Annotated in this window: 14 protein-coding genes; 7 read left to right on the top strand and 7 right to left on the bottom strand. The window is 53.4% G+C overall.

Annotation, left to right across the window (positions count from 1 at the left end; genetic code table 11):
• Positions 1 to 99: 99 nt before the first annotated feature.
• On the top strand, positions 100 to 1,614 hold the full coding sequence (locus E0765_RS09025; RefSeq protein ID WP_132812897.1) for a DUF3373 family protein: 1,515 nt from the start codon (positions 100 to 102) through the stop codon (positions 1,612 to 1,614).
• A 53-nt stretch (positions 1,615 to 1,667) separates the two neighbouring features.
• On the opposite strand, the gene bcp is transcribed toward E0765_RS09025, so the two are convergent.
• Together bcp and E0765_RS09015 are read right to left on the bottom strand one after the other, a co-directional pair.
• Positions 1,668 to 2,138 (bottom strand): thioredoxin-dependent thiol peroxidase, encoded by a 471-nt coding sequence (gene bcp / locus E0765_RS09020; protein WP_132812896.1) that lies wholly within the window; start codon positions 2,136 to 2,138, stop codon positions 1,668 to 1,670.
• A gap of 12 nt (positions 2,139 to 2,150) precedes the next feature.
• Complete coding sequence (locus tag E0765_RS09015; RefSeq protein WP_132812895.1) at positions 2,151 to 3,566, bottom strand: aldehyde dehydrogenase family protein; 1,416 nt, start codon at positions 3,564 to 3,566, stop codon at positions 2,151 to 2,153.
• A gap of 144 nt (positions 3,567 to 3,710) precedes the next feature.
• Here E0765_RS09015 and E0765_RS09010 point away from each other — a divergent pair, with 144 nt between their 5' ends.
• The 6 genes from E0765_RS09010 (at position 3,711) to E0765_RS08985 (ending at position 8,093) form a co-directional block, all read left to right on the top strand.
• Positions 3,711 to 4,160, top strand: coding sequence for a globin (locus E0765_RS09010; RefSeq protein WP_188109936.1), 450 nt, complete (start codon positions 3,711 to 3,713; stop codon positions 4,158 to 4,160).
• A gap of 135 nt (positions 4,161 to 4,295) precedes the next feature.
• Positions 4,296 to 5,216: a branched-chain amino acid transaminase gene (locus E0765_RS09005; protein WP_132812894.1), complete on the top strand. Its 921-nt coding sequence runs from the start codon at positions 4,296 to 4,298 to the stop codon at positions 5,214 to 5,216.
• Positions 5,217 to 5,265: 49 nt separating this feature from the next.
• Entirely contained in the window at positions 5,266 to 6,300 is a 1,035-nt protein-coding gene (locus E0765_RS09000; protein WP_132812893.1) for a prohibitin family protein, read from the top strand.
• Between the two features lie 79 nt (positions 6,301 to 6,379).
• Positions 6,380 to 7,054, top strand: coding sequence for a bifunctional phosphoribosyl-AMP cyclohydrolase/phosphoribosyl-ATP diphosphatase HisIE (gene hisIE, locus E0765_RS08995; protein ID WP_132812892.1), 675 nt, complete (start codon positions 6,380 to 6,382; stop codon positions 7,052 to 7,054).
• Positions 7,051 to 7,566 carry a DUF2393 family protein gene (locus tag E0765_RS08990; protein ID WP_132812891.1) on the top strand — a complete coding sequence of 172 codons (516 nt, stop codon included), beginning with the start codon at positions 7,051 to 7,053 and terminating at the stop codon, positions 7,564 to 7,566. The genes hisIE and E0765_RS08990 overlap by 4 nt, the downstream gene beginning before the upstream one ends.
• Positions 7,563 to 8,093 carry a DUF2393 family protein gene (locus tag E0765_RS08985; protein ID WP_132812890.1) on the top strand — a complete coding sequence of 177 codons (531 nt, stop codon included), beginning with the start codon at positions 7,563 to 7,565 and terminating at the stop codon, positions 8,091 to 8,093. The genes E0765_RS08990 and E0765_RS08985 overlap by 4 nt, the downstream gene beginning before the upstream one ends.
• Here E0765_RS08985 and E0765_RS08980 read toward each other — a convergent pair.
• From E0765_RS08980 to trxA, 5 genes are all read right to left on the bottom strand, one after another.
• Entirely contained in the window at positions 8,090 to 9,052 is a 963-nt protein-coding gene (locus E0765_RS08980) for a TIGR01212 family radical SAM protein (RefSeq protein WP_132812889.1), read from the bottom strand. The two genes, E0765_RS08985 and E0765_RS08980, sit on opposite strands and share 4 nt — an antisense overlap.
• Before the next feature lie 8 nt (positions 9,053 to 9,060).
• Entirely contained in the window at positions 9,061 to 10,413 is a 1,353-nt protein-coding gene (gene purF, locus E0765_RS08975) for an amidophosphoribosyltransferase (RefSeq protein WP_132812888.1), read from the bottom strand.
• A gap of 9 nt (positions 10,414 to 10,422) precedes the next feature.
• On the bottom strand, positions 10,423 to 11,193 hold the full coding sequence (gene dapB, locus E0765_RS08970; RefSeq protein ID WP_132812887.1) for a 4-hydroxy-tetrahydrodipicolinate reductase: 771 nt from the start codon (positions 11,191 to 11,193) through the stop codon (positions 10,423 to 10,425).
• 83 nt (positions 11,194 to 11,276) lie between these two features.
• Positions 11,277 to 12,212 carry a thioredoxin-disulfide reductase gene (gene trxB / locus E0765_RS08965; RefSeq protein WP_132812886.1) on the bottom strand — a complete coding sequence of 312 codons (936 nt, stop codon included), beginning with the start codon at positions 12,210 to 12,212 and terminating at the stop codon, positions 11,277 to 11,279.
• Positions 12,213 to 12,420: 208 nt separating this feature from the next.
• A complete protein-coding gene (trxA, locus tag E0765_RS08960; protein ID WP_132812885.1) occupies positions 12,421 to 12,738 on the bottom strand; it encodes a thioredoxin in 318 nt (105 codons plus the stop codon).
• Between the last annotated feature and the right edge of the window lie 97 nt (positions 12,739 to 12,835).

The raw sequence follows: 12,835 nt of genomic DNA, 5'->3' as shown, positions 1-12,835 counted from the left end.
TTTATCACACAAATTTCAACTTATTCAAATTACTTTTATATAATTTTTGTTAATATCGCCACACTACCTGACGCGCGGATGTTCAGATAAGGAGAAATGATGACTAAACGGATAATGGTTTCGGTAGCCGCCGCGGCATTCCTGACAACCGGAGCGACCGCCAACGACGCTTTGCTGGAGCGGTTCGAAAAAATGGAAAGAGAGATGGCGGCGCTCAAAGCCGAGCTCAATGCGCTCAAAAACGAAAACGCCAAACTCTCTTCGCGGCTTTCAACCCCTGATGCCGACGCTCCCAAAACAACGGTCGCCTCATCGTCCAAACTCGATGAAACGCTCGAAGAGATGCAAGACCAGATCGACGATCTGAACAAAAAAACCAATAACGATAATCTCAAATGGGGGGTCGATTTCCGCACCAGCGTCGATAATCTCCGCTATGAAATGGCCGACGGAACCACCCGCAAAAACGATGCCCTTTTCAGCAACCGCCTATGGCTGAACATGAGTTACGCCGCCAACGAAAACATCAGCTTCACCGGTCAGCTCGCCTACAACAAAATTTTCGGCGAACGCTCCATGGCCTCCTCTTCGGCGCCGTTCGAAGGATTTGACTGGGTCAGCAACGAATCGGCCTATAATGACGAGCTCCGCGTCCGCTCGGCCTATTTCCTCTACACTGACGACGAATTTTTCGGCGCCGATGTCCCCTGGACGTTCAGTATCGGTCGGCGCCCCTCTACCGAAGGGCACCTGATCAACCTGCGCGACGATGTCGACGCTTCCTCGCCCCTGGCCCATGCGATCAATGTCGAATTTGACGGGATGAGCGCCAAATTCGGCACCGAAGAGATCGTCGGGCTTGAGGGATCGTATTTCAAACTGTGCGCCGGACGGGGAATGAGCAATGCCGAACCCCGTTTTGCCGCGGCTCCCTACAGCGGTGAAGACGCACTTACGAGTAACAACGACATGGTCGGCATCATCGTCGTCCCCTACGACGACAAACAATACAGTACCGGCTTTCAGTATACCTACGCGGTCAACCTTATCGACACCACCACGCCCAGCTCTACAACGATGGAAGCGGTAGGGGGGCTCCACACCGCCACTGCGTTTGCAATGGTGAACGGCATCGGAGACGGAATCAGCGACTTCCTCGATGATACGACGGTATTCATCAGCGGTGCAATGTCGCGGACCGACCCCGATGCGGGTAAACAGGGGATGCTCGGTTCAACCGACGCCAAAACCGGTTACAGCTACTGGATCGGTACACAGTTTCCCTCTCTCATCAGCGAGGAGGGACGCTGGGGGATCGAATTCAATCACGGTTCGAACTACTGGCGTCCCATCACGTACGGTGAAGATACTATGATCGGATCTAAAATCGCCGCACGGGGTGACGCGTACGAAGTCTACTTTACCGAACCCCTCGTCGACGACATCCTTTCGTTCCAGCTCCGTTACACCTACATCGACTACGACTATACCGGAAGCAACGGTTTCTTCGGAAGTTCAAGCGGAACCCCCACCGCGATCGGCGACGTTTCCAGCGGCACCAGTGCCGTCGACAAAGCGCAAGACATCCGCGCCTATCTCCGTTACCGTTTTTAAGAGAAGATTTTTATATACCGCCGGGATTTGATTCCGGCGGCCGCACTTTTCCATCACCCGTTTTGCAGCGTGGCCAGTTCCTCTTTGACTTTGGCAACATGATCTTTCACTTTCACGTTTGTCCATACCGCACGTACCGTCCCTTTAGGATCGATGATGTACGTCGAACGGACGATTCCCATATATTCTTTCCCGTAATTCTTTTTCAGCGCCCACACACCGTAATCTTGCATCATCTGCGTCGTCGGATCACTGAGCAGCGTGATGCCGAGGTTTTGTTTGGCAATGAAATTGCGGTGGGATTTGGTGCTGTCGGCACTTACCCCTAGAATGATCGCCCCGAGGTCGTCGTATTCGTCCATCGCGGCACTGAATTCACACGCTTCGGTCGTACATCCGGGCGTGGAATCTTTGGGATAAAAGTAAAGCACAATCCATTTACCCCGCAGATCGCGTGAACATATCTCTACATCATCCTGGTTACTCAAACAAAAATCGGGAGCCGCAGTTCCTACTTCCAACATGTAATTTCCTTCTTATAAAATAACAATCGATTTGATTTCGGTAAACTCTTCGATCGCAAAACGGGGGCCTTCACGCCCAACGCCGCTGAGTTTCACCCCGCCGTAGGGCTGTATGTCGAAACGCAGTGTCGGCATATCGTTGATGACGACTCCCCCCGCCTCGCACTCGTCGATCACTTTCTTGACGTGGGAAAGGTTGTTGGTGAAGACCGAAAACTGCAATCCGTAGGGGGAATTGTTCATCCGCATCACCGCATCGTCGATCCCTTCGACTTTCACCAGACTGACGATCGGGGCGAATACCTCCTCGCACACGATCTTCATCGATTCGGTCACATCGGCCATGACGCAGGGGTAAAAAATCCGCCCTTCCCGCCGCGGCGGCGTCAATGCCCGAGCCCCTTCGGCAATCGCGCTTTCTACCCAATTCATCGCTCTCATTGCCGCTTCGTCATTGATCAGCGGCCCCAGAAACGTCTTCTCCTCGTACGGCGAGCCCACGACGAGCTTCGCGGTCGCTTCAGCCATCTTCGCCGCAAACGCGTCGTACACCGACGCATCGACATAGATGCGCTGCAGCGAAATGCACACCTGTCCCGAATTGACGAAAGCACCGATCGCACAACGCTGTGCTGCGTATTCGAGATCGGCATCCGCATCGATATAGGTCGCGGCGTTTCCTCCCAGTTCCAGACTCACTTTTTTGATTCCGGCATTCTTGGTAATGATGTTTCCTACCCCGACCGATCCGGTAAAGCTGACGACGCGCGGTATATCGCTGGAGACGAGCGCACCGCCTACCTCGGCATCGCCGTACACGACACTGAGCGCATCGGGAACGGCATAAGGGCTTTCAATAAACAGTTCGGCCAGTTTGTAGGCACACAGCGGAGCTTCGGGGGTAGGCTTCAATACGACCGCATTTCCCGCTACCAATGCCGGGGCGAGCTTGTGGGCGACAAGGTTCAGGGGAAAATTGAACGGCGTGATCGCCACGACGACCCCGGCCGGCTCCCGCCGCCAGTAGGCATGGGCGCTTCTGCCGCTCCCCATCGCGTCGGTATTGATCGTCTCGCCGTGCATCGTACGCATCGTCTCGGCCGAAAGGGTAATCGTCTCGATGCATCGGTCGACTTCGATCCGCGCATACGCGATCGGTTTACCGACTTCGTCGCACAATACCCGTGCGAACTCTTCACGCCGCTCGCGAAGCCTCTGTGCCACGTCACTCAGCCACGCGCACCGCTGGTGCAGCGGAGTTTTTCTGGCCGTTTTGGCCGCCTTTTCGGCGATTGAAAGCGCCATCAGCGCATCCTCGGCACCGCAAACCCCCCATCGGGACACGACCCGTCCGTCATAAGGACTGTTGCGTTCGGCATATCGGGCCGGCTCGGTCCGCGTCGATCCCATCCATACATGTGCATCCATGGCGCATTCCTGTTGTCGAAGTTGGTTCTAATGAATGTTTCAATTATACAAACCGCCACCTAAAACGAGGGCGAAGAAACGCTTTTAAGGAATCTCTTGACGAAAACCCCTTAGAATGTGTCCCAAAAATACGCAGGGGATTTTATGCTGGAACTCAAGATTACTGACGGTGTTTTAGGAGTACGCCCGCCGGTGACCAAACCGCATCCGGGTTTTTATTTCCAGGTAGGGGAAGAACGGTTCCGAAAACTGGTGGACGACCACTACGAGATGATCCGCAACAGTGACATCTCGTTTTTGTTTCCGATCCACGACGAAGACGATTTCGCCGCGGCCAAAAAACATGCCGCCGATTTTCTGATCCAGATCTGCGGCGGCCCCGACTACTTCGCCCAGACGCGCGGTGAACCCCGGATGGTGGGACGTCACGCCCCTTTCAGAATCGACGAAGCGGCACGCCGCCGATGGCTCGAATTTTACGCGAAGCTCCTCCCGGAGCTCGAAAAAGAAGGGGTGAGCCCCGAATACATCGAGTCGTTCTGGAACTACCTCGATATATTCTCCATCTGGATGATCAACACGCCGAACCACTAAGAAGCCCGAGGCGGGGAAAATCCCCGCGCGCTTCTTGGCATCGTCCGCCCCATCTTATTATTTTCTTCTCATTAATAAACCTTAAACCCCATCTTGGTTAAAATCTTCCAATTTTTTCTACCGGAGACCTTTCTCATGAACGAAGCCAAATACATTTGGATGAACGGCAAAATGCTCCCCTGGAGCGAGGCAAAAATCCACGTCCTCTCGCACACCCTCCACTACGGTAACGGAGCCATCGAGGGTACCAAAGCGTACAAAACACCCAAAGGATACGCGATCTTCCGCTTGAGCGACCACACCAAACGCCTTATCGAATCGGCGAAAATGACCCTGATCAACGTCCCGTACAGCGTTGAGGAGCTCAACAAAGCCCAAATCGAACTCCTCAAAGCCAACGGGTTCACCGGCGAAAACGTCTACCTCCGCCCGATCGTCTACCTCGGATACGGCGTCATGGGGGTTTACCACAAAGAAGCCCCCGTCGAAGTGGCGGTTGCCGCATGGGAATGGGGAGCCTATCTGGGCGAAGAGGGGATGAAACGGGGGATCCGCCTCAAAATTTCTTCGTTCAGCCGCCCCAACAACAAATCCAACATGGGAAAAGCCAAAGCGGTCGGGAACTACCTCAACAGCCAGATGGCCAAATTCGAAGCGGTCGAAGCGGGCTACGACGAAGCGCTCCTTCTCGATGACGAAGGATACGTCGCCGAAGCAAGCGGGGCGGCCTTCTTCATGATCAAAGACAACGAGATCATCACACCCCCAAACGACAATTCGCTCGCCTCGATCACCCAGAAAACCGTCATCGAACTGGCCGAATACCTCGGCTACAAGGTAACCCGCCGCCGTATCAGCCGTGAAGAGATCTACACGGCTGATGAAGCGTTCCTCACCGGAACAGCGGCTGAACTCACTCCGGTTCGCGAAGTGGACGCACGGGTACTCGGTGCAGGCGGACGCGGGCCGATTACCGAAAAGCTTCAGAGCGGTTATTTCGACATCGTCTGCGGACGCAATGCCGATTTCGACCACTATTTGACGTACATTGACTAAATTTGGGTATAACTGCACCCATCCATATAAGAGCGAAAGAGGACACTAGATGGCCAGCGATATGAACGACTACTTCAACAAAAAGAAAAACGAAAGCCAGCGGGGCGGGGGATTTCAGGCCCCCAAATCGCCGAAAATCGATTTCAACATGAACAGCCAAAAGGCGGGAATGCTCTGGCTGATCGGAGGATTCGTACTGCTGCTTGTCCTGGCCAAACCTTTCGTCATCATCAACGAAGGGGAACGCGGGATTCTCTCGACCAACGGTAAATACGAGGCGCAGGCGCTGCTGCCGGGCCTGCATTTCATCATTCCCCTGATCCAGCAGGTCTACGTCGTCGACACCAAGGTCCGCATCATCAACTACGCGGACAAAATCGACCGCGCTTCGACGACCGGAGACGGTATTTTGGTCAAACCGGCCATTACCGTTCTCGACAAACGGGGGCTTCCCGTTTCGATCGAGCTCACCGTCCAGTATCGCCTCAATGCCCAGCTGGCGGCCCAAACGGTTTCAAACTGGGGATTTAGCTGGGAAGACAAGATCATCGACCCGGTCGCACGCGACATCGTCCGCAACGTCGTGGGGCAGTATGAAGCCGAAAACCTTCCCATCATGCGCAACACGATCGCGCAGAAGATCGAAAGCGGCATCCGCAGCAACGTCGGTCGCCAGAAAAACGGTCCGGCCGAACTCGAATCGGTCCAGCTCCGCGAAATCGTCCTTCCCCAAAAAGTGAAAGAGCAGATCGAACGGGTCCAGGTTGCCAAACAAGAGGTCGAGCGGGCACAGCAGGAGGTTGAGAGAGCCAAACAAGAGGCGTTCAAAAAAGAGACCGAAGCACAAGGAGTCGCCAACGCCCTCACCATTGAAGCGCAGGCGCAGGCCAAAGCAAATCAGCTGATCGCCAATTCGATCACTCCGGGCCTCCTCAAGCTCGAGCAGATCAAGGTACAGGGGAAATTCAACGACGCCCTCAAAGAAAACAAGGACGCGAAAATTTTTCTCACTCCCGGCGGTTCGACACCCAATATCTGGGTTGACATGAAAAGCGACCATACCCAAAAGGTCTCTTCGAAATAACCCATTCCATCTCTCCTCTTCGGAGGGTTTGGCAGGGGTTCAGCCGTGAACTCTTACCAAATACGAAAAAGGTTTCCTCATGAATCTCGATCATATCGACTGGCAAAAGTCCCCGCTCCTCCCCGTCATCGTACAGGATTCTACGACTCTTGAAGTATTGATGATGGCCTACATGAACCGCGAGGCGCTGGAACTTTCTCTCTCGACGAAAACGGCCCATTACTACTCCCGATCCAAGCAGCGCCTCTGGAAAAAAGGGGAAAGCAGCGGTCATTTGCAGCATATCGAGCGTTTTTTACTCGATTGCGATAACGACACGCTTCTCATCCACGTACGCCAAGAAGGGGTCGCCTGCCATACGGGGCGTAAATCGTGTTTCTTCACCGACATCGAAACAGGTGCCGTCACCTCCGAGCCCCAGATCGATACTGCCGCGGCTTATGGGATCATCGACGAACTCTACCACACGATCCTCAGCCGAAAAAATGCCGATCCTTCCACGTCATGGACCGCAAAGCTTCTCAGCAAAGGGGATAACGCGATCCTCAAAAAAGTGGTCGAGGAAGCGGGAGAATTCTCTTTTGCGATCAAAGACGGCGACGAGAGTGAAATTATTTACGAATGTGCCGATTTGGTCTATCACGTCCTGGTCGCACTCGGACATAAAAATATCTCTCCCGACCGTATCAAACAAGAACTCGCACGCCGATTCGGAACAAGCGGGATCGCGGAGAAAAACTCAAGGCCTTCATGAAAACGTACATCCTCGATTTCATCGACCATCTCCTCGTTTACGATTACCTCCTCTTCGGGGGGATCATTCTCCTTTTTATCCTGATTCTCGGACTTGCCGTCTTTTTGCGCCACCACTTGGCCCTTGCCGTTCTTCTGGTGCTGGTGGCTTTTGGAGTCCTGACGGCCGGAAGTGCCGTGGGATACACGATGATGCACCGCTATCTCTTCAGCAATACGCTCGTCCTCTCGCAGGTCAAAGCGCTCGAATTCACCGAGGCGCTGTTGATCAAAGGGGAAATCCGCAATACCTCAAAACGGACGTTCGGCGAATGCACCGTCAGCGTCGGGGTACACAAAGTAAGCGGGAACCCTTATCTCGACCGGATCTATCCCAACATCCCTTTCCAAAAAGCATCCCTGAAAGTCGAAGAACCGATCAAGCCCGGCAAGGCCGCTGCGTTTAAACTCTTTGTCGAACCTTTCCGATATACCAAAGAATACAACATCACGGCAAAGGCGGATTGCAGATGAGCCCGTTAACCAGTTGGCATTATCTACTGATCGTTATCTCTCTTGTACTGTTTGTGGCGGGAACGGTATTGGCATTGCGCAGCCGATCAAAATTTTCCATTTTTCTGACCGTCATTTTGGTCATCGTTTTCTTCGTTGCGATGCTTTGGCCTTTGATAAACGAAAGCGTTTACAAGGTTCAGATTTCAAACCTGAGCGACGAGCGTTTTTACCAGTCTGAACAGATCCTTATCAAAGGGACGGTACGGAACGTCGGAAACCATCCCGTCGGACAGGTGAGTGCCGTCTTAAAGCTCTCCAACATCAAAGGAGGAGCCCACGCCAAAGCAACTCAGTTCAGCGAACCGAGCGCCTTTGAGCAGCTTTTTCAAGACGACGATCCCGAATTCAAACGCCAAAACGTCTTTTCCCGGCATGTTATCGCCGAGAGTCTCAACCCCGGTGCGTCCAAAACGTTCCGTATTTTGGTCGATTATCCGAGCCATTTTGAAAAAGCGACCTTCGAAGTCGAGGCACAGGTCGATTAATACTTCAGCCCCCACCTTTTAAGTGCCGCATTCACGCTTTTGAGCTGGTCGTTTTTATCCCGACACCACATCGGGGCGATCAGCGTATCGTCACCGATACCGGCGCTGATACGCTGAACGCTTACACGGGGGGGCTTCAAGCGGAGCGCTTCGGCCAGTACGTCAAGATACAATTCCTGTGAAATCGGCTCAAACTCTCCCCGCGCGTACTCATTGGCCAATGCGGTCCGTTTGACGACGTAGAGGGGATGGTATTTGACCGAATCGATCCCCAGCGCATACGCTTCTTTCGCCGTTTCAAGCATCATCTCCCTCGTCTCTCCCGGAAGACCGAAAATAAGATGCCCGCATACGTTCAGGCCGTAGCTTTTGGCTTTGGCGATCGTTTCCCTGACACTCGCGCTGTCATGGCCGCGGTTAATCCGCTGCAGCGTCGTATCGTAAATCGACTGGATTCCGAATTCGACCCAGATCTCGGCCCGCCGGGAGAGTTCGGCGAGGTATCGCATCGTCTCGTCACTTATACTGTCCGATCTTGTCCCGATACTCAGCCCGACGACGTTCTCGAATGAAAGGGCTTTCTCGTAAAGGGCTTTGAGCGTTTCCAAAGGGGCGTAGGTATTGGTAAAACTCTGAAAATAGACAAGAAACTTTTCCGCACCGTTTTCTTCGCGCAGCTTTTTGGAGAGAGTGTCGAACTGCCATTCGAGCTGACGGAGCTGCTGTTCCAAAAAAGGATTTTCGGATGAAGAGAGGTTGAGGAAAAAACCCTTCAGCGGACGGGCGCGGTCAAGACTCGGACTGAATGAGTCGTTTTCACAGAAGGTACACCCTCCCTTTGCGACGGTTCCGTCGATATTCGGACAGGTAAATCCCGAAATGGAGACAGGTACCTTGGAAACTTTGAAGCCGAATTTACGGTGCAGATATTGCCCGAACGTAAAAATCTGCTCCCGCATCGGGTCTCTTAGATGATGTATTTGCCCGTAAAACAGGCCGTGCAGTAGTTTTCTTCCTTACCGTTGACGCTGCGCAGGAGTGCTTCGTTGCTCAGGTATCCGAGCGAATCGGCTTCGATAAACGCGCAAATCTCTTCGATCGACATGTTCGCCGCGATCAGTTTTTCTTTGTCGGGCGTATCCACGCCGTAAAAACACGGATCGGTTGTCGGCGGGCTAGAGATCCGCATATGCACTTCCCGGGCACCGGCGGCCTTGAGCATCCGGACGATCTGGCGGCTCGTCGTGCCGCGGACGATCGAATCGTCGATAACGACAAGGCTTTTGCCCTTGATCAGGTGCTCGATCGGAGAGAGTTTCATTTTGACCTTCAGGTCTCGCATCTCCTGCGTCGGTTCGATAAACGTACGGCCGATGTAGTGGTTACGCATGATCGCCATCTCGAATGGGATACCGCTTTGCTGCGCGTAACCGATCGCGGCGGGAACACCGCCATCGGGAACGGGGACGATCATGTCAGCACCGATAGAAGGCTGCTCTTTGGCAAGTTCTTTCCCCATCGCTTTTCGCATTTCATAAACGTTTTGCTTGTAGACGTTCGAATCGGGACGTGCGAAATAGACGTATTCGAAGATACAGTGTTTCGGCGTCGCTTCGAAGACTTTGATCGACTGGGGGGCTTTCCCTTTTTCAAAAATCAGGAGCTCACCCGGTTCGACGTCACGGATATACTCCGCACCGATCAGGTCAAACGCACACGTCTCGGATGCGACAACGTACCCGTCGCCGACCCGTCCGAGACTCAAGGGGCGGAAACCGTGAGGATCGCGCATCGCAAACATTTTCGAGCGGCTGAGGAACACAAGCGAATAAGCCCCTTCGATCTTTTTGACCGCATCGATGATCCGATCGGTAAGGTGGTGCTGGTCGCTTTTGGCGATCAGGTGGATCAGGTTTTCGGTGTCCATGAACGTCTGGAAGATCGCCCCTTTTTTGATCAGGGCATCGCGTACTTCTTTGGCATTGGTCAGGTTCCCGTTGTGGACGATCGACATCTCTCCCAGGTCGTAACGGGCGAATACCGGCTGGGCATCGAGGATCGAATCGTCCCCGGCGGTCGAGTAGCGGGTATGGCCGATCGCCATGTGCCCTTTGAGGGTATTGAGTTTCTGGGTATCGAATACCTGCGTCACCAAACCGCGGTCTTTGATCGTGTAGAGTTTCTCGCCGTCCCCGGTGCTGATACCGGCCGCTTCCTGACCGCGGTGCTGGAGGGCGTGAAGAGAGAAATAGGCCAGTTTAGAGGCTTCCGGATGGTCAAAAATACCGACGACGGCACATTTTTCGTTTAAGCTACGCACGCTGTTTCCTTATGCAAGTTCAAGACAGTCTTGGATCGAATAAAGGCCGTTTGGTTTGCCGGCCAGCCATTTTGCCGCGCGAATCGCCCCTTTGGAAAAGGTATTGCGGCTTGTCGCGGTATGGTGAAGTTCAACGAATTCCCCCTCGTTGTAAAACCCGACCGTATGACGTCCGACGATGTCTCCGCCGCGAAGGGCCATAACGGCGATCTCGTCTTTGGTCCGCTCCCCGATATTGCCGTTGCGCCCGCTGACACGCACCGCATCCAGATCGAGGTTCCGCGCATCCGCCGCCGAATGGGCAAGGGTCAGCGCCGTGCCGCTCGGAGCGTCTTTTTTGTGGCGGTGATGCTGTTCGACGATCTCGATGTCGAATCCCTCAAGGGTCTTGGCGGCGATATGGACCAGTTTGTTCAGCAGCGCGACCCCCAGCGACATGTTCGTCGCATAGAGGATCGGCATCGATTCGCTGGCCGTTTTAAGGAGGTTCATCTGGTGGTTGTCCAGGCCGGTCGTCCCGATCACGAGAGGTCTTGGGTGTTTGATCGCCTGTTCAAGCAGCAGCTGCGTCGCTTCGGGAAGCGAAAAGTCGATAATGACGTCCGACCCTTTAAGCAGCGTCGCCATGTCGTTGGTCACCAGGACCGACGGATCAATCGAAAAATTGAGTTCATTGCGGACGTATACCGCACCCAGTGAAATCTCTTTTTCGTGCCGCAAATCTTCGATCAACAGCTTGCCGACACGCCCTCCCGCTCCGAAAACACCTGCTCTTACCATCTGTTATGATCCCTATTGTGCATTATTTCTAAGCGCATTTTACCGTTTTAGTGTTTAAAAAGGGCGTAAACGAAAACTCTCTTTTAATGATGATCGACGTAAGCGATCGCCTGAAGTGCCGCCACCGCACCGTCGCCGGCCGCACACACAACCTGCTTGGGGGCCTGTTCACGCATGTCCCCCGCCGCAAAAAGGCCCGGAACGGACGTTTTCATGCTCAAATCGACTTTGACTTCACCCCAAGGGGTCATATCGCACAGAAAACTACCGTCCTCCTGGATCAGGACCTGGTTGTTCACGTTGTACCCGACAAACGTAAAAACTCCCGGTACGTCAATATGGCGTGTCGTTCCCTCCGCAAACGCAACCCGGATTCCGGTCACTCCCGATGCATCCCCCACGACCTCTTCGGGGGTGGCATTGAGCACCAGTTCGATGCTCTCGGTATTTTTGACCCGTTCAATCGTACTGGGTGCGGCGCGGAAGGTATCGCGCCGGTGGATCAGATAGACTTTCGCACAGATTTTCGCCAGGTAAAGCGCTTCTTCGAGTGCCGTATCTCCGCCTCCGATCACCGCGACTTCTTTACCTTTGTAAAAAAAGCCGTCGCACGTGGCGCAGGTGCTCACCCCGCGTCCGAAAAAGACGTCTTCGCCGATGAAACCGGCCCGTTTGGGAGTCGACCCCGTACAGACGATGACGCTTTTGGCTTCGACACTGCTGCCGTCCCCTTTGTGTACGGTAAAAATCCCCTCCGCGCCGCGCGATACGCGGACCACTTCGGCCATTTCGTGTTTCAGGCCGAATTTCTGGCACTGCTCGGGCCAGGGAATCATCAGGTCCATCCCGCTGATGTGCCCCGTGACACCCGGATAATTTTCGATTTCCGAACTCATCGTAATCTGACCGCCGGGCATCCCCTTTTCAAACATCGTAACGTCCGCGAGTCCTCCGCGCGTGGTATAAAGCCCCGCCGTCAAACCGGCCGGCCCTCCTCCGATAATTGCACAATCTAGCATCTGCCGTCTCCTGACTTGTTATGGTAGGAGCTTATCATACCCTGTTGTAGATAAACCAGCTCTTTTCGAATTAAACATTCGGGATAAAAAAATTATAATTTAAATTACTATAATTAATATATTTGAAACATGGGAAAGGATTTTTTTCATTTGTAAAAATAGAGGAGAAAAGGAGATGCCGCCGAAAAGCCGGCGGCAGAAAGAATGATTACAGAAGAGCGTTCAGTTTGTCCGCAAACGCTTGTTTCGAAGCGGCACCGACCATCTGTTCAACAACTTCTCCGTTTTTGAAGAAAAGGATCGTCGGGATCGAACGGATACCGTATTTGACGGCAATATCCTGCTCTTCATCCGTATTGACTTTACAGATTTTGGCTTTGCCGTCGTAATCGGCCGCCAGCTCTTCGATAACCGGAGCGATCATACGGCATGGTCCGCACCAAGGAGCCCAGAAATCGACCAACGCGACACCCTCTTTTGTTACTTCATCAAAGTTTGAAACTGTCAATTCAATGTATTTACCCATTGTTTTTCCTTGAGTTGCGAATGTTTATGGGGTCATTATAACGCCCCAATCTTTAAAATGTCTTATTACATAATGATCACATTTTTTCTCAGGATCG

It is taken from the genome of Sulfuricurvum sp. IAE1 (genome assembly GCF_004347735.1).
Lineage (GTDB): Bacteria > Campylobacterota > Campylobacteria > Campylobacterales > Sulfurimonadaceae > Sulfuricurvum.
Note: the sequence above shows the minus strand (reverse complement) of the source record. Positions and strands in the feature narration are given on the sequence as shown.